Origin of the sequence: Streptomyces bugieae, assembly GCF_036352915.1 — a bacterium.
Classification (GTDB): domain Bacteria; phylum Actinomycetota; class Actinomycetes; order Streptomycetales; family Streptomycetaceae; genus Streptomyces; species Streptomyces endophytica.
This window is the reverse complement of sequence record NZ_JAZBJP010000001.1, coordinates 305,625-328,783: the sequence shown is the minus strand read 5'-3', so window position 1 is coordinate 328,783 and position 23,159 is coordinate 305,625. Positions and strand designations below refer to the sequence as shown.

The 23,159-nt window shown below is 70.5% G+C and carries 27 protein-coding genes; 16 read left to right on the top strand and 11 right to left on the bottom strand.

Going from position 1 to position 23,159, the window contains the following annotated elements; genetic code table 11:
• Positions 1–40: 40 nt before the first annotated feature.
• Positions 41–763, bottom strand: coding sequence for a haloacid dehalogenase type II (locus tag V2J85_RS01670; protein ID WP_261953481.1), 723 nt, complete (start codon positions 761–763; stop codon positions 41–43).
• Positions 764–852: 89 nt separating this feature from the next.
• Here V2J85_RS01670 and V2J85_RS01665 point away from each other — a divergent pair, with 89 nt between their 5' ends.
• Complete coding sequence (locus V2J85_RS01665; protein WP_261953482.1) at positions 853–1,425, top strand: CGNR zinc finger domain-containing protein; 573 nt, start codon at positions 853–855, stop codon at positions 1,423–1,425.
• Positions 1,426–1,511: 86 nt separating this feature from the next.
• Here V2J85_RS01665 and V2J85_RS01660 read toward each other — a convergent pair whose 3' ends face one another.
• The gene (locus V2J85_RS01660; RefSeq protein WP_330820394.1) at positions 1,512–2,129 is read right to left on the bottom strand and encodes an SRPBCC domain-containing protein; all 618 of its coding nucleotides are present in this window, start codon (positions 2,127–2,129) and stop codon (positions 1,512–1,514) included.
• 202 nt (positions 2,130–2,331) lie between these two features.
• Here V2J85_RS01660 and V2J85_RS01655 point away from each other — a divergent pair, with 202 nt between their 5' ends.
• Complete coding sequence (locus V2J85_RS01655) at positions 2,332–2,739, top strand: winged helix-turn-helix transcriptional regulator (protein WP_330820393.1); 408 nt, start codon at positions 2,332–2,334, stop codon at positions 2,737–2,739.
• A 64-nt stretch (positions 2,740–2,803) separates the two neighbouring features.
• On the opposite strand, the gene V2J85_RS01650 is transcribed toward V2J85_RS01655, so the two are convergent.
• Both V2J85_RS01650 and V2J85_RS01645 read right to left on the bottom strand, forming a co-directional pair.
• A complete protein-coding gene (locus V2J85_RS01650) occupies positions 2,804–3,496 on the bottom strand; it encodes a maleylpyruvate isomerase family mycothiol-dependent enzyme (protein ID WP_330820392.1) in 693 nt (230 codons plus the stop codon).
• Between the two features lie 174 nt (positions 3,497–3,670).
• Positions 3,671–3,982, bottom strand: coding sequence for an ArsR/SmtB family transcription factor (locus tag V2J85_RS01645; protein ID WP_261953486.1), 312 nt, complete (start codon positions 3,980–3,982; stop codon positions 3,671–3,673).
• Positions 3,983–4,131: 149 nt separating this feature from the next.
• On the opposite strand from V2J85_RS01645, the gene V2J85_RS01640 reads away from it, so the two are divergent.
• Positions 4,132–5,061, top strand: a complete 930-nt coding sequence (locus V2J85_RS01640) for an alpha/beta fold hydrolase (protein ID WP_330820391.1) — start codon at positions 4,132–4,134, stop codon at positions 5,059–5,061.
• On the opposite strand, the gene V2J85_RS01635 is transcribed toward V2J85_RS01640, so the two are convergent.
• Positions 4,980–5,753, bottom strand: a complete 774-nt coding sequence (locus tag V2J85_RS01635; protein ID WP_330820390.1) for a TetR/AcrR family transcriptional regulator — start codon at positions 5,751–5,753, stop codon at positions 4,980–4,982. The two genes, V2J85_RS01640 and V2J85_RS01635, sit on opposite strands and share 82 nt — an antisense overlap.
• A gap of 65 nt (positions 5,754–5,818) precedes the next feature.
• Between V2J85_RS01635 and V2J85_RS01630 the strand changes: the two genes are divergently transcribed.
• The 7 genes from V2J85_RS01630 to V2J85_RS01600 all read left to right on the top strand — a co-directional run bounded on the left by V2J85_RS01630 (position 5,819) and on the right by V2J85_RS01600 (position 12,867).
• Positions 5,819–6,634, top strand: a complete 816-nt coding sequence (locus tag V2J85_RS01630) for a Gfo/Idh/MocA family oxidoreductase (RefSeq protein WP_330820389.1) — start codon at positions 5,819–5,821, stop codon at positions 6,632–6,634.
• A 281-nt stretch (positions 6,635–6,915) separates the two neighbouring features.
• Positions 6,916–7,578 carry a DedA family protein gene (locus tag V2J85_RS01625; RefSeq protein ID WP_330820388.1) on the top strand — a complete coding sequence of 221 codons (663 nt, stop codon included), beginning with the start codon at positions 6,916–6,918 and terminating at the stop codon, positions 7,576–7,578.
• A gap of 140 nt (positions 7,579–7,718) precedes the next feature.
• Complete coding sequence (locus V2J85_RS01620) at positions 7,719–8,945, top strand: sensor histidine kinase (RefSeq protein ID WP_419836723.1); 1,227 nt, start codon at positions 7,719–7,721, stop codon at positions 8,943–8,945.
• A complete protein-coding gene (locus tag V2J85_RS01615) occupies positions 8,936–9,580 on the top strand; it encodes a response regulator transcription factor (protein WP_261953491.1) in 645 nt (214 codons plus the stop codon). Before V2J85_RS01620 ends, V2J85_RS01615 begins: the two co-directional genes overlap by 10 nt.
• 241 nt (positions 9,581–9,821) lie before the next feature.
• A complete protein-coding gene (locus V2J85_RS01610; protein ID WP_261953492.1) occupies positions 9,822–10,958 on the top strand; it encodes a DUF4185 domain-containing protein in 1,137 nt (378 codons plus the stop codon).
• A gap of 242 nt (positions 10,959–11,200) precedes the next feature.
• Positions 11,201–11,809 (top strand): TetR/AcrR family transcriptional regulator, encoded by a 609-nt coding sequence (locus V2J85_RS01605; RefSeq protein ID WP_261953493.1) that lies wholly within the window; start codon positions 11,201–11,203, stop codon positions 11,807–11,809.
• Entirely contained in the window at positions 11,806–12,867 is a 1,062-nt protein-coding gene (locus tag V2J85_RS01600) for a DMT family transporter (RefSeq protein WP_261953494.1), read from the top strand. Before V2J85_RS01605 ends, V2J85_RS01600 begins: the two co-directional genes overlap by 4 nt.
• Positions 12,868–12,922: 55 nt before the next feature.
• On the opposite strand, the gene V2J85_RS01595 is transcribed toward V2J85_RS01600, so the two are convergent.
• Positions 12,923–13,747, bottom strand: a complete 825-nt coding sequence (locus V2J85_RS01595) for an ABC transporter permease (RefSeq protein WP_261953495.1) — start codon at positions 13,745–13,747, stop codon at positions 12,923–12,925.
• Positions 13,744–14,664 (bottom strand): ATP-binding cassette domain-containing protein, encoded by a 921-nt coding sequence (locus V2J85_RS01590; protein WP_330820387.1) that lies wholly within the window; start codon positions 14,662–14,664, stop codon positions 13,744–13,746. The genes V2J85_RS01595 and V2J85_RS01590 overlap by 4 nt, the downstream gene beginning before the upstream one ends.
• A 207-nt stretch (positions 14,665–14,871) precedes the next feature.
• On the opposite strand from V2J85_RS01590, the gene V2J85_RS01585 reads away from it, so the two are divergent.
• Positions 14,872–16,047: a sensor histidine kinase gene (locus V2J85_RS01585; protein ID WP_330820386.1), complete on the top strand. Its 1,176-nt coding sequence runs from the start codon at positions 14,872–14,874 to the stop codon at positions 16,045–16,047.
• The gene (locus tag V2J85_RS01580; RefSeq protein ID WP_261953498.1) at positions 16,044–16,706 is read left to right on the top strand and encodes a response regulator; all 663 of its coding nucleotides are present in this window, start codon (positions 16,044–16,046) and stop codon (positions 16,704–16,706) included. Before V2J85_RS01585 ends, V2J85_RS01580 begins: the two co-directional genes overlap by 4 nt.
• On the opposite strand, the gene V2J85_RS01575 is transcribed toward V2J85_RS01580, so the two are convergent.
• A complete protein-coding gene (locus tag V2J85_RS01575) occupies positions 16,690–17,187 on the bottom strand; it encodes a GNAT family N-acetyltransferase (protein ID WP_261953499.1) in 498 nt (165 codons plus the stop codon). The genes V2J85_RS01580 and V2J85_RS01575 overlap by 17 nt on opposite strands.
• A gap of 127 nt (positions 17,188–17,314) precedes the next feature.
• On the opposite strand from V2J85_RS01575, the gene V2J85_RS01570 reads away from it, so the two are divergent.
• Positions 17,315–17,932: a TOPRIM nucleotidyl transferase/hydrolase domain-containing protein gene (locus tag V2J85_RS01570; protein WP_330820385.1), complete on the top strand. Its 618-nt coding sequence runs from the start codon at positions 17,315–17,317 to the stop codon at positions 17,930–17,932.
• 13 nt (positions 17,933–17,945) lie between these two features.
• Here the strand turns inward: V2J85_RS01570 and V2J85_RS01565 are convergent, their stop codons facing one another.
• A complete protein-coding gene (locus V2J85_RS01565) occupies positions 17,946–18,986 on the bottom strand; it encodes a helix-turn-helix domain-containing protein (protein ID WP_330820384.1) in 1,041 nt (346 codons plus the stop codon).
• 101 nt (positions 18,987–19,087) lie between these two features.
• On the opposite strand from V2J85_RS01565, the gene V2J85_RS01560 reads away from it, so the two are divergent.
• Together V2J85_RS01560 and V2J85_RS01555 are read left to right on the top strand one after the other, a co-directional pair.
• Positions 19,088–20,137 carry a saccharopine dehydrogenase family protein gene (locus V2J85_RS01560; RefSeq protein WP_330820383.1) on the top strand — a complete coding sequence of 350 codons (1,050 nt, stop codon included), beginning with the start codon at positions 19,088–19,090 and terminating at the stop codon, positions 20,135–20,137.
• Positions 20,138–20,175: 38 nt separating this feature from the next.
• Positions 20,176–21,027: a patatin-like phospholipase family protein gene (locus tag V2J85_RS01555; RefSeq protein ID WP_261953503.1), complete on the top strand. Its 852-nt coding sequence runs from the start codon at positions 20,176–20,178 to the stop codon at positions 21,025–21,027.
• Positions 21,028–21,057: 30 nt separating this feature from the next.
• On the opposite strand, the gene V2J85_RS01550 is transcribed toward V2J85_RS01555, so the two are convergent.
• A complete protein-coding gene (locus tag V2J85_RS01550; protein WP_261953504.1) occupies positions 21,058–21,408 on the bottom strand; it encodes an STAS domain-containing protein in 351 nt (116 codons plus the stop codon).
• 220 nt (positions 21,409–21,628) lie between these two features.
• Between V2J85_RS01550 and V2J85_RS01545 the strand changes: the two genes are divergently transcribed.
• A complete protein-coding gene (locus tag V2J85_RS01545) occupies positions 21,629–21,964 on the top strand; it encodes a helix-turn-helix transcriptional regulator (protein WP_261953505.1) in 336 nt (111 codons plus the stop codon).
• A gap of 73 nt (positions 21,965–22,037) precedes the next feature.
• Here the strand turns inward: V2J85_RS01545 and V2J85_RS01540 are convergent, their stop codons facing one another.
• Entirely contained in the window at positions 22,038–23,111 is a 1,074-nt protein-coding gene (locus V2J85_RS01540) for an acyl-CoA dehydrogenase family protein (protein ID WP_330820382.1), read from the bottom strand.
• Between the last annotated feature and the right edge of the window lie 48 nt (positions 23,112–23,159).

Sequence of the window (23,159 nt, the reverse complement as noted above, 5' to 3'; positions counted from 1 at the left end):
GACGCGTGATGCGGTGCTGCGCCATTGCGGATCGGTCCGGCTACCGTGCCGTCAGTGTGGTGACCAGTTCGTCCAGTCCGTTGAAGTGCCAGTCGAAGGCGTCGGAATGCGTCGGTGGATCCCCGACCGGTCGCTGGACGTAGGCGGTGCGCATGCCCCTGGCCTGAGCTCCGCGGAGGTCCCAGGCGTGGGCGGCCACCATGAGCACGCGTGACGGTGGACATCCGGCGGTGTCGAGGGCGAGTTGGTAGACCTCCGGCGCCGGCTTGTACGCCGTGACGGATTCGGCGGACAGGGCTTGGTGCCAGCGCAGCCCGGCATGTGCGTTGAGTCGAAGCAGGGCGGCGCGGCTGGCGTTGGAGAGTCCCAGCACGGGGAAGTGCGGGGTGAGCCGGTCGAGACCGGCGACGGAGTCGCTCCAGGCAGGCAGGCGCTGACCGGCGGTTGCCAGCCGGGCGAGGGTTGCCGGATCGGTGAGTCCGGCACGGTCGACCACCCGTTGCGCTGCCTCGCCATCGATGATCTCGCTGTTGGCGTAGGCGCGGTGCCCTTGCCCGATGCGTTGCTGCTCGCGCTCAACGTGCTCCTGCCACACGGTGAGCAGCTCGTCGATGGTCTCGTCGTCGGAAGCGGGCACCGCGTCACGGATTTCGGCCCGAAGGCCGGCGGGTTCGTCGACCAGGGTGCCGAGGACATCGAAGACCACGGCCTCTATGCCGTGGATCTCGGCCAGGCATTTTCCCGTTCGGCGGATCTCGGCCATGCGTTATCCCGTTCGTTCGTCTTACGCGTCACCATCTCAACAGGTGACGGATCTTGCCGAACGGGTGCGTCACCGGTCAAGATGGTGACGTGAATTTCGCGTTCGTGAGCGGCAACCCAGCCCTCGATCTGGCCGGCACCGTGGGATCTCGTCGAGACGAGCCCACCGACCTCCTGGCCGCGCCCGTGGACCTCGAACGGTGGGTGGCCGAGTGTGACGAGCTCCCCGACGGTGTCACCGCCGACTTCGCCACCTTCGAGTCCGCGCTGTCACTGCGCGAAGCGATCTACCAACTCGCGCTCGACCGGGTGCTCGACCGGCCCTTCGATCCGCGCAGCCTCGGGATCGTCAACGACACGGCTGCCGGGCCAGTGCCCACACTCCAGCTCAGTGACACCGGGCTGCAGGTGTCGGGAGACCTCGCGGCAGTGCTGGCTCACATAGCCAGAAGTGGGATCGCCGTGCTCGGCGATCCTCACGCCTGTCTGAAGGAGTGCGGCCGTACTGGCTGCACTCGCATCTATCTCGACCGTTCACGCGGCGCCCGGCGCACCTGGTGCGGGATGGACGAGTGCGGCAACCGCGTCAAGGCGTCGGCCTATCGCGCTCGCAGACGCGCTTCGATGACCAGAGCCGAAGGCCGTGGGAACGAGGCTCCCTGACGTCACCAGCCACCAGCCACCAGCCACCAGCCACCAGTCATCCGCCACCAGCCACCAGTCATCCGCCACCAGCCACCGGCCACCAGTCATCCATCAGACTTCTGCTTGCCGGGCTGATGCACGGGGTTGGCATCCGATTTCACAGCCGCCGCCAGCCCGTTCAACCGCAGGCGGGTGGCGCCGCGCAGGTGGGGGAAGTCATGGTCGGGCTCCGCGGAAGGGGTGAGGAAGGCCGCTTGCTCGGTCCACCGCACGTGGGTGCCGTCCGCCTCCGGGTGCAGTTCGACGGTCACCAGCGAGGTCCAACGCGGCACGTCGTCCACATGGGACGTGTACGCGTAGACGATCCTCGACCCCGGCGTGATGTCGAGGTAACGGGATGCGTATGCGAGCCGTTCCGGCGGTGCGTCTGGAATCGTGAAGACGCTGGACGCCGTCTCGCCGCCGTTCACGGTGAAGTCGTGGTCGTATGACACCTGGCGACCCGGCAGCTTGAACCACCGGCGCCGGACCGGAGTGTCGGCGAACGCCTCGAACACCGTGCTCGGAGGCGCGGGCAGGTGGCATTCGACCGTGAAGGTGTCGTGCCGCACCCCTGGGACCGCGCCGCTGACCTGTCCGTCAACGTCCATGTCAGTGTCGGCGTCAGTGCCGGCATCAACGTCCGTGTCTGCGGCACGGGTTCCGGCGGTGTTGGTGGCCAACTTTTCCTCGCAGGGCATCGTGGCGGATCGGGCGAGTGCCCATTAGTTACTATCCGTATGTAACGGGGTCCGGCCGTAGCGATCAAGGCGTCGCGCTCACGCACTTTCACGTCAGCTACGTACTCGTAGGGAAGCTATGGGCTCGTGGGGAAGCGACGGACTCATAGGGAAGCTACGCACTCGAAGGGAAGGGGACAGACGCATGGATTCCGTACTGCGTGACCGGCTGGCGGCTGCCGGGGTCACGCCGGAGTGCGCGGCGACCATCGGGCTCGTGCGTGACGTGCTCGCCCGTGTCGGGGACAAGTGGACCGTCCTGGTCATCACCACCCTCGCCGACGGACCGTTGCGCTTTACGGTCCTGCACGAGCGCATCGCCGGTGTGTCCCAGCGGATGCTGAGTCAGACACTCCGCTCACTGACCCGCGACGGACTGATCACGCGGACGGCTTACGCCGAAGTGCCGCCTCGCGTCGAATACGCGCTCACCCCGCTGGGGCGTTCGCTCAGCGACACCGTCACGCACGTGGTGCGCTGGGTGCAGGAAAACCAGGTCGAGATCGTCCGCAATCGTGAGGTGTTCGACGGAGCCGATTCCGCGGCACCGTGACGCAGCGGGCAGTACCGCTGCGTTCGCCACTCGTTGGGTGCGCGGCGGTACGGCCGAGCCCGGATCAGGGGGTCAAGGGCCCGTGCAGGATCCGCCGGCCCGCCTTCTCATCGCCGTCCCAGACGAACGCGACGCCGTCGAGTGGCATGCGGCCCCACAGGAGAAGCAGCAACGATTCCGCGGGCGCGGCCAGCGCGGCTACCGGTACGCCGGGACCGTACTCCCACGATGCGCCGGTGTCGGTGGCTTCCAGGCGCAGGGCGGCCGCGGGTGAGGGTGTGCGCCCGCGGGCGATCTGCCGGGGCGCCATCGTGTCGAAGACCTCGGCCACCCCCTCGCCCGCGAGTTGGGCGTCGAGCGGTCGTGGGGTGCCCGACGCGCGTTCGGCGTCCCAGCGGTGGATGAGCGCCTCCATGCAGCGGCGCCGCTGCCAGAAGCCGACGGTGTGTGGTGGGTGGAACGTCCAGGCGGGAGCGGACGGATCGGTGTCCAATGCCTCGTACAGGGTCTGCGACGTGTCGTCGAACCACCGCACCAGGGCGGCTCGTTCGCGTGGCGCCGCAGGGGGCTCGTAGCCACCGCGCCTCTGGGTGACTGCGGCGGCCGCCCGGAGGTTCGAACCGCCCAGATGCTCCGCCAGTTCACGCAGCGTCCAGTCACCGCAATGCTCGACCGGCGCGGCCAGATCGCCGTCAAGGCAGTTCCGGAAAGCGTCCAGTTCACGGCGCAGGTGGCGGAGCAGCGAAGAGGGGTCCATGCGGCGAAACTATCCGACGCGGTGGGAGCCGGCACCGGCCCTCACCGCGGAGGCCGCCGGGTGGGCCACCAGGTGGGCCGGCGCGGTCGGCGTCGCGTCGGCGCGGTCAGTGCGTCCCGTGCGATGTCCGCCGGCCCGCGCCCAGCTGCACGAAGGGTCTGTCGAACGGTGCGGTCAGGACGGTTCGTTCGTGTCCGGGAAGACGACGGTGAGGAGCCCGGGAAAGCGCGCTTCGAGATCGTCCGCGCGCAACGTGAGGTAGTTTCTGCGGCCTTCGTGGCGCAGGTGGATGACACCGCTCTCGCGCAGGACCCGCCAGTGGTGGGTGAGGGTGGATTTCGGTGCACCCGTCTCGATCGCTCCGCAGTAGGTCTCCACTCCCGATGCGAGTGCCCGGACGATCTTCATGCGCACCGGGTGCCCGAGCGCGGCCAGCACGTCCTCGAGCGTGATCTGTTCGCGGGTCGGGTGCAGGAGAGCGGGCATGGTCCGACCCTACGGCATATCCGTATATCCGTACATCGGCCGTTGGCATGCACGGCAAGTGTGCGCTGTGCAGCGGGAGTTGAGCTTCGACTATTGTACGGTTCCACCGTACAAACGTACTTGATCCCGGGGGTCGCATGCCTGGCGCAGTGTCCGAAGCGGAGCTGGCACGTTCGCTGGAGGGTGGGTTCGTCAGTCGTCACGCCGACATCGGCGGGGTTCGCCTGCATTACGTGGAAGGTGGCCACGGCGATCCGCTGCTGCTGTTGGGGGGATGGCCGCAGACGTGGTGGCAGTTCCACAAGATCATGCCCGCACTCGCCGAGCACTTCCGGGTCATCGCCGTGGACCTGCGCGGCATGGGAGGCTCGGACAAACCCGCCGGCGGGTACGGCAAGAAGGCCATGGCCGCGGACATCCGCGGCCTGGTGGGCCACCTCGGACATGACGCCGTGCACATCGCGGGGCACGACATCGGGGGCATGGTCGCGTACGCATTCGCCGCCAACCACCCCGAACTGACGCGTCGGGTCGCGCTGTTGGACATCGCGCCGCCCGACGACCGGTTCTTCCGCTACTCCCTGCTGCCGGTGCCCGGGCGCCACCAAGTCGACGGCGACATCCATGCCGGCCCCGGCCGGTTCCTGTGGTGGTTCGCCTTCAATCAGGTCCCCGACCTGCCGGAACGGCTCCTCGCCGGCCGGGCCCGGTTGCTGATCGACTGGATGATCGACTACCTCGCCGCAGACCCCGCCGCCCTCACCGACCACGACCGGGACGTGTACGCCCGCGCCTACTCCAGCGACGAGGCGATCCGCGCGGGCAACGCCTGGTACCGGGCCCTGCCCCAGGACATCGCCGACGGCAAGACATACGCTCCGCTGAGTGCGCCGGTGCTGGCCCTCGGCGGCGGCGAAGGCACCCGCGCCCTCCTGGAGCCGGTCCTCGCGCCCCGGGTCACCGACCTCGAGATCGTCGAAGTCCCCGACAGCGGTCACTACATCGCCGAGGAACAACCCGAAGCGGTCGTCGGCCACTTCCTCCGCTTCTTCCGCGACCGACCGCACGACGCCGCGTGATCGGCGCCGCCACCCGCTGACCGCCGCCCGGCGGGTGGACGATCGGCGCGCGTGCCGCGCGCTGGCCGGCGCCCGTCTGTCAGGCTCCTGCAGGCGAACGCGGGCCGGTGTCGTGGCCCCACGCGCCGTCGCAGAGCCGCTTCGGCAACGCGTTGGAGTCGAGCACGCGGGACGCCGGAGGCGGCTTGGACGGCGATGCCGTCGGTGAGGGTGTGCAACAGGGAGGCCAGGGTTGCCGGGTCGGCTCCGGCGGGCAGGTCGTCCAACTGCTCCAGGCGGCTGCGCAGTGCGGCCTCGGCGGCTTTGCGCACGGCGGTTGCGTCCTGCCGGGCGCGCTCGGCACCCGGACCGCAGGCGTGCACGCCTTTGACGGTGAGGCAGCCCCGGGAGGCGCCGTCGCCCGCGGTGAGTTCGACGCTGCCGAGGACCAGGCGCTGGGCAAGTTCGGCGAATGTCGGCGCGGTGAGCGCCGCCTCGGCGAACGCGGCCGGCCCGCGCAGGTAGCGACCGAGAACCGTGGCGAACAGGTCCTCCTTGTTGCCGAAGGCGGCATACATGCTGGGCTTGTTGATGCCCATCGCGCCGGTGAGGTCCGCCAGCGACGCGCCCTCGTAGCCGTGGCGCCAGAACACGTCCAGTGCGCGGTCGAGTGCTGCGTCGACGTCGAACGCGCGCGGTCGGCCACCAGGCATGCGACTCTCCTCTCCTGTTTCTTACCTATCGGTACAGGGCCGCCCTGGAGGCGGGCAAGCATGTCGTGTCCGAATGGCCGTTGGGGGTGAACGCCGAGGAAGCCCGGTCCCTCGCCGACGCCGCGCGCGCCGCGGGCGTGCGGCATGCGGTGGTGCTGCAGGGCCTTCACTCGCCCGACGTCCGGTTCGTTGCCGATCTGCTGGCGGAGGGCGGGCTCGGGCGCCTCGAGTCGGCCGTCCTGGTCGCGGACGGCGACCCGTTCGGGGGGAGCGCCATCCCATCGGACCAGGCTTGGACGCTCGACCCCGCGGCCGGGGCCTCCATCGTCAGCATCATGGCCGGGCACTTCCTGGCGACGCTGGAACGCATCACCGGCCCCTTGGCGTCGGTGTCGGCGCGGCTTCCGCTCCTCCACGAGCAGGTGACCGTCGCGGGATCCGGGGAACGTCGGCGCAACGGCACTCCGGGGCACGTACTGCTCCACGGGAGGCTGGCCGACGAGGCGACCGTGTCGGTGGCTGTCCACGGCGGCAACCGACCGGACGAGGTCGGCTTCTTCCTCAAACTCGCCTGTGAACGGGGGACGTTGATCGCGGTGCCCCGCCGCCCCGGCATGTACATGCACTGGACCGACTGGAACATCACCGTGAACGGCGAGCCCGTCGCGGTGCCGGCGGCCTACCGCACCGTCCCCGAGGCGGTGCCCGCGGGGCCGGCACTCAGGATCGCTGAGCTCTACCGCGACTTCGCCCAGGCCCTCACCGAGGACCGGCCTGCCTGTCCCGACTTCGACGAGGCCACCCGCTATCACCGCCTCCTTGCCACGATCGAACGTTCCGCAGCGAACGGTGCGCAGGAGAGCGCCGTCATGAGGCGGTGAGGCGCTCGCCGGTGGGGCAGGCGGTCGAAGGGGGGACCGGCAGGCGAGAGGGCCACGGTCGCCAACGTGCTCTTCGTGCTCTTCGCGCCGGCGCGCAATCGTCGACCAGACCCCGGCCGATGTCACCGTTTGCACCGTGTGGTTTTCCGCAGGTTGCGCACTGCGGAAAACCACACCGGGCCGGACGGCAATCCTCATACCGTCGCTGATCTGCGGTTTCTAGCTTGGAGGGGCATCGGGGCGGCTGCCTCGGATGACCGACCGCCAGCTTGGAGACGCACATGCACGTCATGTACTTGGCCCTGCCGCAGGAGCCCGCGAACGGTATCGCGGGCTGGGCCGCCCATCTCGTCGACGTCTTGGGCGGACCGGGAGCCGGTCTGGCCATCGCGCTGGAGAACCTCTTCCCGCCGCTCCCCAGCGAGGTCATCCTGCCGCTGACCGGGTTCGCCGCCGGGCAGGGAGTGCTCACCCTGGTCTCGGCGCTGTTCTGGACCACGCTCGGCTCCGTTGTGGGAGCCGTGATCCTCTACTGGATCGGCATGCTTTTCGGCCGCGAACGCATGCACGCGATCTGGGCGAAGCTGCCGCTGGTGAAGGCCTCGGATCTGGTGCGGACGGAGGAGTGGTTCGCCAGGCACGGCACCAAGGCGGTCTTCCTCGGCCGCATGGTGCCGATCTTCCGGAGCCTCATCTCCGTACCGGCGGGGGTGGAGCGGATGCCTCTGCCGGTGTTCGTCATGCTGACCACGCTCGGCAGCCTGATGTGGAACTCCGTGCTGGTGCTGGCCGGTTACTGGCTGGGTGACCAGTGGGCGGTGGTGGAGGGCTATGTCGGGATCCTGTCCAAGGTGGTCGTGGTCCTCGTCGTCGGTGCCCTCGTCGGGTACGTGGCTGTGCGGCTGCGGGGACGGAACCGGGCCCAGCACCGGCGCACTTCGTGACCCCTCACACGCACCCCCACAGGCAATCCCACACGCACCCCCACAGGCAATCCCACGGGCACTCCCGCACGACGGGCCCGCTCCTCGCACAGCCTGGTCGATCTTGCTCCGCGTGTGCGGCCGCATTAGGCTCCGGCTCCGTGCAGGGGGACTCCGCGGACATCACCATCACCCATCCTCATGCGGACCCGCCGGGTCGGGACGGCTTCGGGGGAGACGATCCGGCGGTGGCCCGGACGCCTCCGTGGCCGCGCAGAAGCCTCGGCACGCTTCTCGGCTGCGTCACCGCCCTGTTCGGCTTCCTGTACCTCCTCCTTGTCGGCACCGCCCTCGGCCCTTTCCTGGTCTGGCCACCCACCCGAACCGCCGCCCTGGACATCCTCACCACGGGAGCCCGCCGGCTGGCAGCCCTGGAGCGATCCCGCCGGTCCGGGTTCTTCGGCGACCGCTTTCCCGAGCACTACCGGGCGTCCGACCGGAAGACCCTGCGTTATCTGGCCGTCCGCAGTTGTTCGGGGTTGCTGTGCGCCGTCGTGATCGGACTGCTGGGTTTCGGCGTCGTCCTGGCGGGGCTGCTGCTGTGGGGGACGGTTCAGGGCAGGCTCCGGTGGGACGAGTTGCTGATGCAGGTGGTCCTGGGCGGGGTGCTGCTCTTCCTCGACCTCCAGGGGCTCGTTTCGCTGGCCACATTGGATGCGCGGAGCGCCCGTGAGTGTTTCGGCCCCTCCGAGCGGGAATTGCTGCGGCGACGCATCGACGAGCTGGCCACCAGCCGGGCCGCGGTGGTCCAGGCGGTGGACGCGGAACGCCGGCGCATCGAGCGGGATCTCCACGACGGGGTGCAGCAGCGGCTGGTGGCGCTCGCCATGCTGCTCGGGCGTGCGCGCAGGCGGCGCGATCCCGGGCAGGCGGACGCCCTGCTGCGCCAGGCACACCAGGAGTCCCAGGATGTCCTCGCGGAACTGCGCGAAGTGGCCTGGCGCGTCTACCCCTCGGCGCTGGACAGCCTGGGGCTCGAGGAGGCGCTGGGTGGGGTGTCCGAGCGATGCGGTATCCCCGTCCGGACGCGGTTCGACGTCGCCGGACCGCTTCCGCAGCCGGTGGAGACCGCCGCGTACTTCGTGGTGTCGGAGTCCGTGACCAACGCGGCCAAGCACGCCGGTGCCACGTCCGTCTCGATCCAAGTCGTCCTCCACGGACGGTTGCTGACGGTGCGCATCCAGGACAACGGCAGGGGTGGTGCGGATCCCTCGGGCAGCGGCCTGAGCGGGTTGCGCAGCCGGGTGGCCGCGCTCGACGGCGCTCTGCACATCGACAGCCCGCCAGGGGGACCGACCACCATTACCGCGGAGCTGCCATGCGCGTGATGATCGCCGAGGATTCGACCCTGCTACGGGAAGGAATGGTCCGGCTGCTCGTCGAAGAGGGGCACGAGGTTCCGGCTGCCTTCGGTGAGGCGGTGTCCCTGCTGAAGGAGATGGAGTCGCGGCGACCGGACATCGTCGTCCTGGACATCCGGATGCCGCCGACGCACACCGACGAGGGGCTGCGCGCGGCACTGGAGATCCGCGAGCGGTGGCCGGAGGTCGGGGTGCTGATGCTGTCCCAGCACATCGAGCGCAACTATGCGGCCCAGCTTCTGGCCGCGAGCGCGGAAGGGGTGGGATACCTCCTCAAGGACCGGGTGGCGCAGGTCGAGGAGTTCCTGGATGCCTTGGAACGCGTCCATGCGCGCGGCGCTGCGATCGACCCCGAGGTGGTGCGGCACCTGGTCGTCCGCACCACGCACACGGACCCGCTGGCGCGTCTCACCCCTCGCGAACGCAGCGTCCTGGAGGCTCTGGCACAAGGGCACACCAACACGGCCATCGCGCAGAAGCTGCACATCTCGTTGAGCGCGGTGGAGAAGAACCTCAACACCATCTTCGGCAAGCTGGAACTGCCGCAGACCACCGGTTACAGCCGGCGGATCCTGGCGGTGCTGAGATTTCTGAAGTCGTAGGTGGCCGGAGCGACTGGCCCGTACCTGCGAGGTTGACCGGACCCCATTTGCGCGGCACATCCCTGGGCCCCGCTGCCTCATGGACTTCACCCATGCCTGATGCGGCACCGCCAGGCAAATTCTCCCGGAGGTCACGCGCCCGTTCGCCAAGGGCGGGATCCTGTTCCATGACCCTCGCCGAGGACAGCGACCGCGAGGGCATCTGGCACACGTGAGGCAACTCCGAAAGGGCATCGGCAGAATGACGCGTTTATCGGGCGAGAAGGACACGACGACCGGCGGGTACTCCCGCCGTACGCTTCTCAAGATCGGCATCGGTGTCGCCGTGGGGGCAGGGGCCGTCGGTTCGGGTACCGGGGTGGCGGTGGCCGGCGGGCCGGACGATCCGTCCAGTCCGACCTTCGCGACCAAGGTGAAGAATCTGAGCGGCCCGGCCGAGACCGGCCCGTTCGCCTCGCCGTGGACCGACCTCGGCATCCCCGTGCTGTGCCCGAACGGCACCATGCTGTTCGTCGGCGGCGACACCTTCAACGGTGACCACGTACCGCAGCCGGGCGAGGGTGCCGACGACTGGCGTGCCCCGGTCGGCCTGCGCTCCAGCAGCGCGGACCTGAACAACCTGCGTATCGACGGCAGTGTCGGCGGCGATCACGCGATCAGCCTGGTCGACGAGCCGCACAACCCGGTCGGCGACAAGGCCACGACGGCGATCCCGTCCGATGTGTTCGTCGTCGACGGCGTCATGTACATGCACCTCATGCGCGGTGTCATCTACGACACCCACCACACGGACTTCTGGCGCTCCACCGACAACGGCGAGACCTGGGAGTACCTGTGCCAGTGGCCGGGTGACCTGCACGGCGGCCAGTTCCAGCAGAAGACCTACGCCGTGGCCGAGGGCGACTACTGCTATGTGCTGTCCACGGTCTTCAACCGCGAGGTCGAGTCGGGGATGCTGCTGCACCGGGTACGCAAGGACAGCCTCGGCAATCCGGACGCCTACGAACCGTGGGGCTACGCCGACGGTGACTGGCGGTGGGGCGCGCCCCCGACGACCGTCTTCGGCATCCGCAAGTGGGGCGAGATCTGCTTCCGTGCCATGGACGGCAAGTACGTCCTCACGTGGCTGAACATGAACCCGCTGTCGATCCGGGCGATGGTCTTCCCGCTCCCGACGTCGGACCTGACCAGGACGCTGGAGCAGACGATGATCCTGCCCGGCACCCCGGGCCAGGAGGCGGCCAACTTCGTCGCCAGCCCCTACGGCGGATTCGTGCTCCCCGGCTCGACGTTCGGCAACTTCCACATCGTCGTCAGCCAGTGGTACGACCCGTGGAACTACCGGTTCATGCAGTACAAGATCAACATGCTGTCTTGAGGCGACGCATCGCGTCGGGCGCCGCCGTCCTTGGACAGCGGCGCCCGGCCGCCCCGTGGGCCTTTCGCCTTTTCCAGGCCAGTCATCTTCCCCAGGCCAGTCACCGAGTTCCCCAGGCCAGTCATCGAGCCAGTCATCGAGTCGACATGCCTGTCGTTGACCGCGGGCACCGCTTGACGCTATTAGGTAGACTGACCTACCTAGAAGCCGAGGGGGAATCGAGAGCGGATGCAGGGAATGCGATGAGGGAAACCGGGACCGAGACAGACCGGCCCAGGAGACGACGGGGGGCCGCGCGCGAGCGCCTGCTCAGTGCCGCAGCGCGCCGCTTCTACGCGGACGGCGTCGCGGCGACGGGCATCGACACGATCACCGCCGAGGCGGGCGTGGCGAAGATGAGCCTGTACAACAACTTCTCCTCCAAGGCCGACCTGGTGAGGGCCTACCTCGATGCCCGGCATGAGGAGTGGCTGGGCCTGTACCGGCGGCGGCTGGAAGGGGCCCGCGACGCGCGCGGCGGCGTGCTCGCCGTCTTCGACGCGTACGCCGATCACGCGGCCTTCGCCTATGAGCACGGCTTCCGGGGGTGCGGTCTGCTCAATGCCGCCGCCGAGCTGCCCGTTGGCGACGAGGGGCGGGCCGTGGTGCGCCGGCACAAGGAGGAAGTCGAGTCCCTGCTCGCCGGGCATCTGGAGGAAATGCTGCCCGGGCGGACCGAGGAGGCGCGTGCGATGGCGGAGCACCTGGCGTTCCTGCTGGAAGGAGCGATGGCGCGGGCCGGTCTGGAGGGCGCGGGGACGCGTCTGGAACATGCGCGGACGATGGCCGTGGACCTGCTGGACCGGCTGTGAGGCGGCCCACCGGACAGCGGGCCCGCTCGGTGGGCGCGGGGTCGCTGTGCGTGCTCGTCGCGTCCGCGCTGTGGGGCACCACGGGCACCGCTGCGACCTTCGCCCCGGCCGTGGGCCCCCTCGCGATCGGGGCCGTCGCGATGGGGCTGGGGGGACTGCTGCAGGCCCTGATAGCCGCGCCTCGTATCGCCCGGGAAGGGCCCCGCCTGCGTGCGCAGCGCGGTGTGGTGCTGCTCGGGGCGATGGCGGTGGCGCTCTACCCCCTGGCGTTCTACAGCTCCATGCACCTGGCCGGGGTCGCTGCCGGGACGGTGGTGTCGATCGGCTCGGCGCCGCTGGCTTCGGCCCTGATCGAGCGCGTCGTGGACGGGCGCCGGCTGACGCGCCGCTGGATGTTCGGTGCCGCGATGGGGATGTCGGGCACAGTGCTGCTGTGTGTGGCCGAAGCGGCGACGGCGCACTCCGCCCCCGGGGCCGGGTCCGTGCGGATGACCGTGCTCGGCGTGGGGTTGGGATTGGTGGCCGGGCTCACCTACGCCCTGTATTCCTGGGCGGCGCACCGGCTGATCGGCCGCGGTGTCTCCTCCGGCGCCGCCATGGGTACCGTCTTCGGAATCGGCGGGGTGCTGCTCCTGCCCGTTCTGCTGGTGACCGGTGCTCCGCTGCTCAGCTCCTGGTCGAACGCGGCCGTCGGCGCCTACATGGCCCTGGTCCCCATGTTGATCGGCTACGTCCTGTTCGGCTGGGGCCTGGCCCACGTCCCCGCGAGCACGGCGACCACGCTGTCACTGCTGGAGCCCGCCGTCGCGGCGGTCCTGGCCGTGCTGATCGTCGGTGAGCGTCTTCCCCTGCTGGGGTGGATCGGCATCGCCGCGGTCGTCGGCTGCCTTGCCGTGCTCACCACGCCGTCACGCACTGCCCGGCAGCCGCGAGCGATCACCACCACGAGGCCCACCACCGGCGCCGGTGGCCATGACGCTCCACCGCCCGGCGGCGCTTCGGTCCACGTCACCGCACCCTCCGTACCCACCGGGCGCGGAGAGGTCTCCACGTACTGAGTGGGTCGCCGTACGCGTCGTTCCAGGGCGCGAGGTGCGCGCCCTGGGGGGACGGTCACACGTCGCGGCGCCGCACGACGAGCACGGCGAGTGCGACCGTGATCAGCGGCCAGAGCACATAGACGATCCAGGAGCCGGGGACCGTGGCGGAGTAGCCCAGGGATCCGGGATCGGGTTCCCAGTTCTGGATCAGGCGAGTCCAGGCGGCCGACACCATCGAGTGTTTGATGTCCGCCGACCAGCGACTGCCGTCCGAGAACATGGGGGGCAGCATCAGCAGCGTGAAGACGCTGATGACCATGGTCGCGGCGGCGTGCCGGAACAGAACGCCCAGGCCCAGACCGACCAGTGCGCAGACCGGGGCCAGCAACGCGGTGGCCACCAGCGGCCGGAACACCCCGGGGTGGGTGATCGGGACCCCGGCGTGACGCCCGTTCAAAATGGCCTGGGAGACCAGGAACGATCCCATGGAGACGGCCGTGCCGATCGCGGTCCACAGCGCGGCGGTGACGGCCGCCTTGGCCAGTACGACCGAGCCGCGGGCGGGGACGGCCACGGTGGTGGTGCGGATCAGGCCGCTGCTGTACTCACTCACGACGGTGAGGGCGCCCATGCTGCTGGCGACCAGCATCAACGTCCAGTAGCCGGCCGGCGGGTAGGCGTCGAAGGGCCGGAAATCGGCGGGGCCGGAGCCCGCGGCCTGGTCCGCCAGCGAGGCCACGGCGGTGGACCCGAAGGCGAACAGAGCGGTGAGGGCGATCGTCCACGGGGTGGAGCGCAGGGACCGCGTCTTGAGCCACTCGGAGGCGAGCAGGTCGCGGAAGCGGACGGGCGGCGTGGTGACGGGGCTGCGTCGGGGGACGGAGGTGAGTGTGGTCATTGGGGTTGTCCTGCCAGGTATTCGGCGCTGTCGGCGGTGAGTTCCATGAAGGCCGCCTCCAGTGAGGCGGTGCGGGTGGTCAGCTCGTGCAGCTGGATGCGGTTCTCGAAGGCGAGCGCTCCGATGCGGTCCGCAGGGAGCCCGGTCACGACGAGCCTCTCCGTGCCCGCCGGTCCCTCCGGCTCGACCGAGCCGCCCGCCGCGGTCAGCACGGCCGCCAGCTCGGCGGCCCGCGGTGTCGCGACCACGACGCAGCCACGGGTGCCGCGGGCCGCGAAGTCCCGTACCGACTCGGCCGCGATGAGGCGGCCCCGGCCGATGACGACCAGCTGGTCGGCGGTGTTCTCCATCTCCGACATCAGGTGGCTGGAGAGGAAGACCGTACGTCCCTCGGCGGCCAGGCGCCGGAAGAGCCGGCGCACCCACAGCACACCCTCCGGGTCCATGCCGTTGATCGGCTCGTCGAACATGAGCACGGGCGGGTCGCCGAGCAGGGCGGTGGCGATGCCCAGTCGCTGCTTCATGCCGAGGGAGAAGCCACCGATGCGGCGGGTCGCCGCCTCGGCCAGCCCCACCTCCTGAAGCGCCTCGTCCACCCGGCGCCGCGGGATGCCGTTGCTCCGGGCCAGGGCGGCCAGATGGGCCGCGGCGCTGCGTCCGCCGTGGACCTGGCCGGCGTCGAGGAGGGCGCCGACGTGCCGCAGTCCGCGCGGGTGGTGGCGGAAGGGGACGCCGCTGACGGTGGCCGCGCCGGTGGTGGGCGCGTCCAGCCCGAGGATCATCCGCAGGGTCGTGGTCTTGCCGGCTCCGTTGGGGCCGAGGAATCCGGTGACCTGGCCCGGCCGGACGGTGAAGGACAGATGGTCGACGGCGGTCTTGCCGCCGTAGCGCTTGGTGAGTTCGCTGACTTCGATCACGGCACCCACCCTGCCGAGCGGAACCCGTCCGGGCATGGGGCCGTGGGCGGCAATCGTGCGGCCGCGTTGGCCCGTGGGCGTACGTCCCCGGGTTGATGCCGCGCGGATGGTGAGCGGTTAGTCTCGCGCCGTGAACCGCATAACGATCACCTTGCCGCCCGCGCGCGCTGCGCACCGCGGCCCTGTCCCCGACCGGACCTGCCGCCCATGACGAGAACGAAGGCCGTGGCCTGGGCGGGGGGTGCCTCCTACCTCCTCATGGTGGGTCTGCTGGTGGGGGGCGCGCCGCGGGCGTCGGACACGGTCCACGGCGTCGGGGCGCTGCTGGCCGTGAGCCTGCTCGTCGGCGTGCTGCGACGGATGCCGCTGCTGGCCCTGGCCCTGGCACTCTTCGGATCCACTGCCGTGGTGGTGGGCACTCCGAGCTCCCTGCACGCGAGCCTGGCGGCCGGGTATCAGGGCCAGTTCCTGTCGTATCTGGCGGTGGACGTCGTCCTGGGCTTCATCGTGGCCACCCGCGCACGGGGAGCTTCGATCGTCGCCGTGTCCGTGTCCTTCACCGTGCAGCTCCTGGTGATCGGCGTCTTCGCGCGCGGCGACAACCTGACCGTCAACGGGGTGATCGCTCTCCTGGCGATGTCCGGCTCCTGCATCGCCGGTCTGCTCGGCCGCGAGCGCCGTGAGCACGCGGTGGCGCTGCGTGCGCAGGAGGTGGCCGAGGCCGTGACCGCCGAACGGCTGCGGATCGCACGGGAGTTGCACGACATGGTCGCGCACAGCATCGGCATCATCGCCATCCAGGCCGGTGTGGGGAGCAGGGTCATCCAGACCCAGCCGGCGGAGGCCCGCGAGGCCCTGCGCGCCATCGAGGCCACCAGCCGGGAGGCCCTGTCGGGACTTCGGCGCACACTGGTGTCGCTCCGGCAGGCCGAACGGGACGTGACCGCCTCGAAGCAGTCCCCGCTCGCACCTGCGCCGGGGCTGGCGGACCTCGAACGGCTCGCGGCGACGACCACGGACGCGGGGGTACGCGTCGAGGTGCACCGCAGCGGGAAGCAGCGCCCGCTGCCCGCCGACATCGATCTGTCCGCCTACCGCATCGTCCAGGAGGCGCTGACCAACGTGGTCCGCCACGCCGGCACCGGAAGCTGCCGGGTGGCCATCGGCTACGGGGACGAGGAGCTGTCCGTGGAGGTCGTCGACGAGGGGCGCGGCGCCACCGGGGACGGCTCGACCCACGGCTTCGGCCTCGTCGGCATGCGTGAGCGGGTCGGCCTGCTGGGCGGCCACCTCAGCACCGGCCCGCGTCCCGAGGGTGGCTTCCGGGTGGCAGCCCGGCTGCCGCTGCCCGCACCCGTCGCCGTTCCGGTGGAGGCCCGATGACCGTCCGGATCCTGCTCGCCGACGACCAGCCGCTGGTGCGGTCCGGTCTGCGCGTGATCATGGCCGACCACCCCGATCTGGAAGTCGTCGGTGAGGCCGCCACCGGCTCCGAAGCGGTCCGGCTCGTCGGCGAACTCCGCCCGGACGTCGCGGTGATGGACATCCGGATGCCCGGCATGGACGGGATCGAGGCCACCCGCCTGATCACCGCCGGTCCGGCAACGACCCGCGTCCTCGTCCTGACCACCTTCGACGAGGACGACCACGTCTACGGCGCACTCCGGGCCGGCGCGAGCGGCTTCGTGGTCAAGGACATGGCGCTGGACGACATCCTCGCCGCGATCCGTGTGGTCGCCGCCGGCGACGCACTGATCGCGCCCGGGGTGACGCGCCGTCTGATCGCGGACTTCATCGGACGCCCCAAGGCCGTACCGGAGCGCGCCCCACGGCCGGTCGAGGGCATCACCGAGCGGGAACGGGAAGTGCTGACCCTGGTCGGACGCGGCCGGTCGAACACCGAGATCGCCCAGGACCTCTTCATCACGGTGGCCACCGCCAAGTCACACGTGTCCCGACTGCTCACCAAACTGGCAGCGCGGGACCGGGTGCAACTCGTGATCACGGCCTATGAGATGGGGCTGGTCACGCCGCCTCGCTGAGCGCCTTGACCATGACGTGTTCCACGCGTCCGTCCGGCAGCACCTCACCCACCGGCCCGGTGTCGTGGAATCCGTTGCGCCGGTACAGCGCGAAGGCGGGCGCGTTGCCGGGCATGACCGCGAGGTGCAAGGCTGCGGCACGCGTCTGCCGTGCCCACCGCTCCACCGCCCGTAGCAGGTGATCTCCCACGCCCTGGCCCCGTGCGTCCTTGCTGACCCACATCGAGATCAGCTCGACGACACCGCTGTGCGGGCCCGGGACACCGCTGATCATCCCGACCGGCTTGCCGTCGAGCACGGCGACGAGATGGTGGGAACCGGGGATGCTCAGGCGACCACGCCACCGCTCCTCCCGGTCGCCCTCGCCCTGCCAGTCCGCGAGCCGGGACCCGAAAGCAGAGGGCGCGTCCGTGAGCGCGGCGAGCCGCAACTCTCGCCACACCGTCCAGTCGTCCGCTGTCAGCACCTGCAATTCGATCACGAAGGGAGAATGTCGCCCGGATGCGGTCGACGGCAACTCCATTCCGGCCCGGGAGGCGGGAGGAAGGCGAAGACGCGCTGACGGAAATTCCCTACCGCGGTGGCCGGCAAGGGCGGAGACTCGTCATATGGCTGATATGGAGTCGTTCCGGGAGGCGGTCACCGCGTGGGCGGCCGGGGGCCCCGGCGACCCCGCGCGCGAGCTGGCCGCGCGGCTCCCCGTCCGGGCGGTCGTCCTGCTCGAAGGGCCGAGCGACGCCGCGGCGGTCGGCGCGCTCGCCGCGGGCCGCGGCCGGGACCTGGCGGCCGAAGGGGTCTGCGTCCTGCCGATGGGCGGTGCGATGAGCGTCGGGCGTTTCGCCCGCCTCCTCGGGCCACCCGGCCTGGGCCTCCGCCTCACGGGACTGTGCGACGAGGCGGAACGCCGCTACTACACCCGCGCCTTGGCGGAGGCCGATGCGGCACCGCGAGGGTTCTTCGTCTGCGCGGCCGATCTGGAGGACGAGCTGATCCGCGCGCTGGGCGTGACCCGGGTACAGGAACTCGTCCGGGCGGAGGGCGACCTGCGCGCCCTGCAGACCTTTCAGTGCCAGCCCGCGCAGCGGGGCCGCACCGCACAGCAGCAGGTGCGGCGCTTCCTCGGCACGAAGAAGGGGCGCAAGATCCGCTACGGCCGCGTCCTCGTCGAGGCCCTCGACCCTGACCGGGTACCCGCCCCACTCGACGGCCTGCTCACCAGCCTCTGACTGCTGGGCGACGTCAATCTCGGAGGGGTGCCTGGGAAGAAGCGCCTCGGTTGACGTACTCGGGCGGGTCAGGGCGGCGGCGGAAGGTGCGTCGGTAGGTGTCCGGGGGCACGCCGAGCGTGCGGTTGAAGTGCCGGCGCAGTGAGGCGGCGGTGCCCATGCCGGTGACCGTGGCGATGGTGTCGATGCTGTCGTCGGTGCTTTCCAGGAGTTCCTGGGCGCGGTGGATGCGTTGGGTGTGCAACCACCGCAGTGGGGTGGTGCCGGTGACGGCGTGGAAGTGACGGGCCAGGTTGCGGGGGCTCATGTTCGCCTGACGGGCCAGGTCTTGGACCGTCAGCGCCTGGTCGAGGCGGGCCATCACCCAGGGGAACAGGGCGGCGAGCGGGTGGGGGCGGGGGTCGGGGAGTGGTGTGGTGACGAACTGTGCCTGGCCGCCGGGGCGGTGGGGTGGCACGACCAGGTTGCGGGCCACTGCGTTGGCGATCGCCGAGCCGTGGTCGAGCCGGACCAGGTGCAGGCACAGATCCATGGCGGCGGCCTTGCCCGCGGAGGTGAGCACGTCGCCGTCGTCGACGTAGAGCACGTCCGGATCGACGCGCACCGCGGGGTACCGGGTGGCCAGTGCCTTGGCATGGGCCCAGTGTGTGGTGGCGCGCCGTCCGTCCAGCAGACCCGCGGCGGCCAGGACGAACGCTCCGGTGCACAGCGAGACCACCCGGGCGCCGGCCTGGTGTGCCGCGCGGACCGCGTCGATCAGATCGCCGGGCGGTTCCTCGTCGATGGTCGCGTAGGCGGGGACGATCACGGTCCGGGCGTCCGGCAGCCGGTCCAGTCCGTGGTCGGGTTCGAGCCGGAAGCGACCACCGACCCGGGCGCCGACCGGACCGCAGACGGTCAACTCGTACCAAGGGTCGGCTATTTCGGACCAGTCGACGCCGAACACTTCGCAGGGCGCGCCGAGTTCGAAGTGGCGTACCCCGTCCGTGACGGCGAGCGCGACCGTGTTCCTGGCCGGAGGGACGCCGGCCACGGCCGGAGCGACGGGAGTCATGTCCGGAACTGTACGAGGCATGGCATTCCTGCCGCTCGTCGTCCCGCTCTGCCGCAGGCACGCTGTCCCCGAGAGATCACGCGGTGATGACAGGAGGACACATGGAATCCCCTCTCCAGGTGGCGGTGTTCGGCGCCTACGGACACACCGGACGCTTCGTGGTGGCGGAGCTCCTCGAACGCGGGTTGCGCCCGGTCCTGGCCGGACGCGACACCGAACGACTTCAGGAACTCGCCCGTGCCCACCCCGGCCTCGACGTGCGGCCGGCGTCCACCGCAGACCCGGACTCCCTCACCCGCGCGCTGGCCGGCACGGCAGCGGTGATCAACTGCGCCGGCCCGTTCGCCGCCACGGCCGCCCCCGTGATCGAGGCGGCCCTGGCCGCCCGGATTCCCTACGCGGACATCGCAGGCGAAGTGGAGGCCGTCGCCGACACCTTCGCGCACTACACGGAGCCGGCGCGCGCCGCCGGCCTCCCCGTCATCCCCGCGATGGCGTTCTTCGGCGCCCTCGGCGACCTGCTGACCACCGCCGCACTGGGCGACTGGCCATCGGCCGACGAGGTGTCCCTCGCCTACGCACTGAGCAGTTGGCACCCCACCGCCGGGACCCGCGCATCCAGCCAGGTGTCCCGAGAGCGCCGCAACGGCCGCCGCCTCGTCCTCACCAACGGCAGCCTCGCACTGCGCACCGACCAGGCCCCGACCACCCAATGGGTCTTCCCCCCGCCCCTCGGTAAGCAGACCGTGGTCGCCGAATTCACCACGGCCGACAGCATCACCCTCTCCCGCCACATCCGCGTCCCGCACCTCCACACGTACATGACGGCCGCGGCGGTCAAGGACGTGTTGGCCCCGGGCGCCGAACCCCCTGTGCCCATCGACGCCAATGGGCGCTCCGACCAGACCTTCCTGGTCGAGGCGGTCGTACGCAACGGCGAAACCGAACGGCGGGCCACCGCCCGCGGCCAGGACATCTACGCCGTCAGCGCACCCCTGGTCGTCGAGGCGATCTGCCGCGTCCTCGACGGGCGCACCAAAACGGTCGGGGCCGCAGCACCCGGCGAGATCTTCGACGCCCCTGACTTCCTCCGCGCTTTGTCTTCCCACCTGACGGTCGAATTCGCCCCGCACCTGGACCACGTGTTGTGATCAGGTACGACTGTTTCCATCACGAGGGGGAGATGGCAATGCACACATTCGACCGGGGACTGGTCCTGGGCAGCGGAGGTCCCGTGGGCACGGCCTGGATGGCTGGGCTGGCCTGCGGGTTGCGCCGCGAGGGGGTGGATCTGGGGGAGGCCGACCTGTTCGTCGGCACGTCGGCCGGCGCGATCGTCGCGGCGCTGCTCACCACGGGGCAGGACCTCGGGCGCCTCGCGGCTCTGCCGGCCCGCCCGGTCGGCCGTCGGCCCGTGGTCGATCCGGGGCGGATGGGCGCGGTCTTCGCTGTGCTCGGTGACCGTAGCCTGGAGCCGGGGGAGGCCCGGCGCCGAGTCGGTCGACTCGCGCTCGACAGTGCCGACCAGGAGGCCGAGGAAGCGTTGCTCGCGGGGCGGGGCGCTTTGATCGGTGCGCAGGCCTGGCCGGACCGGCGGTTGCTGATCACCGCGGTGGATGCCACTACCGGTGAGCCTGTGGTGTGGGATCGCGACAGCGGAGTGCCGTTGGTACACGCTGTGGCGGCGAGCAGCGCCTTCCCCGGGGCGGAGCCGCCGGTTGCCGTCAACGGCCGGCAGTACATGGACGGTGCACTGCGGTCGGGCACCAACGCCGATCTCGCGGTCGGAGCCCGCACACTGGTCGTGATCGAGCCGATGGCGCACCTGTTTCCCCGCGCATCGCTCGACCAGGAGTTGGCGGTGGTGGGAGCGCACACCGTGATGACCGTTGGCCCCGATCCGGCGTCGGTGCGTGCCTTCGGCTCGGACCTGAATGACCGGGCAGCCTGGGAACCGGCTTATCAGGCGGGGCTTCGTCAGGCCGATGAGGTGGGTGGACGTCTCCGAGCCGGGTGGAGGTCAGGGGCTGACGGGGGATGATCGCCCTGTCGGGTCCTGCGCTCGGCGGACCTATCTCGCTGACGGGTGGGGGAGGAGGCGGGCGGCGGGGCCGGGGTCGGTGCTGGTGGCGAAGAGCCGCAGTGTGCCGCTCAGTTCCAGCACACGGTGCACGATGGGGCTGGGTGCTCGTAGGGACACGGTCTTGCCGTGCCGCAGCGCAAGCTGACGTACGGCGAGGAGGATCTTCACGCTGGAGCAGGCCCAGAAGGAGACCTTGCTGAGGTCGATCGCGATGCCGCGGTCAGAGCAGCTCAATGCGCTGTTGAGGGAGGTTTCGAGGGTCTCCTCGCAGCCGTAGTCGATCTCGCCGCGCAGTGCCACCACGGTCTCCTCCGTCTGGGGATCGCTGTAAATCCTCATCAGGCATGGCGAACTCACCAGGTCGCTGACCGACTTCTCGGGTTGCGTGGATGGCTGTGTCATCCAGGCGTGCCCTGTCGCAACCGCCTTTTCCCGAGCATCCACCTCGTCCGTCCTCCTTCGGAGCCCTGCCGACGCCGGAACACCAACACACGCAACGCGGTACACGAAATATATGTCATGTATTCAGTGTCGGCCAAGAGCGCCTTAAGATTGCCGCATGGGAGTGCCTGACCCTCACAACGGATGGACGTTCATCACCAATCACGCGCGCGTGCTGGCTGCCATCGCCGACGATTCGAACGCGCGCATCCGCGACATCGCCGCCCACTGCCGGCTCACCGAGCGCGCCGTCCAACGGATCATTGCCGATCTTGAGCAAGACGGTTACTTGTCCCACAAGCGCGAGGGGCGTACGAACACCTACCGGATCGAAGCGGGGAAGGTCCTGCGGCACCCGGCGGAGGCCGGCCTCACCGTCGCCTCCCTGCTCTCCCTGCTCATCCAGGACGAAGTCCGCCGCAGCGGTCAGCCGGCCCCGCCAGGCGACCTGTAGGACCGTCGCGCCCGCGTGCCGTCCGAACCGGTGCGGCGGGCGCCGGTCCCCTCCTCCCCGCGAAGGAGTAGCGTCAGGCTGTGGCCAGTCCCAGGTCGGCGGCCAGTCGGTGCCGGTGCCACGCCGGGGGGCCGAAGAGCTGGGCGGCGCCGTGTGCGCGCTTGAGGAAGCGGTGGGCGTCGTGCTCCCAGGTGATGCCGATGCCGCCGTGCAGCTGGACCATTTCGCCCGCCACCGTCGAAAGCGCCTCCGAGCAGGCGGACTTGGCGACGGCTGCACAGCGGATCAGCTCCGGGGAGCCCTCGGCGGCAGCGAAGGCCGCACCGAGTGCCGCCGAGCGTGCCGACTCCACCAGCACGTACGCGTCCGCCAGTCGGTGCTTCACCGCCTGGAAGGAGCCGATGGGCCGGCCGAACTGGACGCGTTCCTTGGCGTAGGCGACGGTGAGTTCCAAGGCACGCTCGGCCGCGCCGACCTGCTCGGCGGCGAGCGCCGCGCAGGCCAGGTTCAGGACGTGCCCCAGGATCCGGTCGCCCTCGCCGTCCGTGCCGATGAGCCGGCCCTCGGAAGCGTCGAGCACCACGCGCGCCTGGGCCCGGGTCTGATCCATCGTGACCGCTGCCTCGCGGCGTAGTCCGGTGCTGTCCACGGCCACTTCGAAGAGCGAGACCCCGGCGGTCGTACGGGCCACCACGAGCAGCACGTCGGCCTCGGCACCGTCCAGCACGTGCTCCTTCACCCCGGTGATCAGCCAGGTTCCGCCGGAGCCCGGGGCGGCTTCGGCCCGGATCGACGCCGGGTCCCAGGAACCCTGCTCGGCCCACGCCAGGCACCCCACCGCGCGGCCCTCGGCGAGTCGCGGCAGCAGCTGCGCGCAGGCCGCCGGGTCACCGGAGGCGAGCAGCGCCTGTACCGCGAGCACCGCGGAGCCGAGGTAGGGGACGGGGCTCAGTGTCCGTCCCAACTCCTCCATCACGGCGTGGACCTCCCGGGCCCCGCAGCCCGCGCCGCCGTACTCCTCGGGGACGGCGAGCCCCGAGACGCCGATCTGCTCGGTCAGGGGCCGCCAGGCAGCCGGACCCTCGTGGCGTGCGAGCAGCGACCGCACGGCGGACCGCAGTGCTTCCTGTTCCTCCGTCAGCCTCACTCGTCTGCTCCTTTCCGTGCGGCGCGCCCCCGTCACCCGGTGCGCCTT

What these genes read in the sequence shown, in the direction of transcription:
- V2J85_RS01635 (WP_330820390.1), bottom strand. Translation starts at nt 5,753, where the DNA reads ATGCCTGGTGGCCGACCGCGCGCGTTCGACGTCGACGCAGCACTCGAC.
- V2J85_RS01550 (WP_261953504.1), bottom strand. Translation starts at nt 21,408, where the DNA reads ATGAGGATTTACAGCGATCCCCAGACGGAGGAGACCGTGGTGGCACTG.
- V2J85_RS01655 (WP_330820393.1), top strand. Translation starts at nt 2,332, where the DNA reads ATGGATTCCGTACTGCGTGACCGGCTGGCGGCTGCCGGGGTCACGCCG.
- V2J85_RS01610 (WP_261953492.1), top strand. Translation starts at nt 9,822, where the DNA reads ATGACGCGTTTATCGGGCGAGAAGGACACGACGACCGGCGGGTACTCC.
- V2J85_RS01565 (WP_330820384.1), bottom strand. Translation starts at nt 18,986, where the DNA reads ATGACTCCCGTCGCTCCGGCCGTGGCCGGCGTCCCTCCGGCCAGGAAC.
- V2J85_RS01545 (WP_261953505.1), top strand. Translation starts at nt 21,629, where the DNA reads ATGGGAGTGCCTGACCCTCACAACGGATGGACGTTCATCACCAATCAC.
- V2J85_RS01570 (WP_330820385.1), top strand. Translation starts at nt 17,315, where the DNA reads ATGGCTGATATGGAGTCGTTCCGGGAGGCGGTCACCGCGTGGGCGGCC.
- V2J85_RS01670 (WP_261953481.1), bottom strand. Translation starts at nt 763, where the DNA reads ATGGCCGAGATCCGCCGAACGGGAAAATGCCTGGCCGAGATCCACGGC.
- V2J85_RS01555 (WP_261953503.1), top strand. Translation starts at nt 20,176, where the DNA reads ATGCACACATTCGACCGGGGACTGGTCCTGGGCAGCGGAGGTCCCGTG.
- V2J85_RS01615 (WP_261953491.1), top strand. Translation starts at nt 8,936, where the DNA reads ATGCGCGTGATGATCGCCGAGGATTCGACCCTGCTACGGGAAGGAATG.
- V2J85_RS01625 (WP_330820388.1), top strand. Translation starts at nt 6,916, where the DNA reads ATGCACGTCATGTACTTGGCCCTGCCGCAGGAGCCCGCGAACGGTATC.
- V2J85_RS01595 (WP_261953495.1), bottom strand. Translation starts at nt 13,747, where the DNA reads ATGACCACACTCACCTCCGTCCCCCGACGCAGCCCCGTCACCACGCCG.
- V2J85_RS01650 (WP_330820392.1), bottom strand. Translation starts at nt 3,496, where the DNA reads ATGGACCCCTCTTCGCTGCTCCGCCACCTGCGCCGTGAACTGGACGCT.
- V2J85_RS01560 (WP_330820383.1), top strand. Translation starts at nt 19,088, where the DNA reads ATGGAATCCCCTCTCCAGGTGGCGGTGTTCGGCGCCTACGGACACACC.
- V2J85_RS01580 (WP_261953498.1), top strand. Translation starts at nt 16,044, where the DNA reads ATGACCGTCCGGATCCTGCTCGCCGACGACCAGCCGCTGGTGCGGTCC.
- V2J85_RS01645 (WP_261953486.1), bottom strand. Translation starts at nt 3,982, where the DNA reads ATGCCCGCTCTCCTGCACCCGACCCGCGAACAGATCACGCTCGAGGAC.
- V2J85_RS01585 (WP_330820386.1), top strand. Translation starts at nt 14,872, where the DNA reads ATGACGAGAACGAAGGCCGTGGCCTGGGCGGGGGGTGCCTCCTACCTC.
- V2J85_RS01605 (WP_261953493.1), top strand. Translation starts at nt 11,201, where the DNA reads ATGAGGGAAACCGGGACCGAGACAGACCGGCCCAGGAGACGACGGGGG.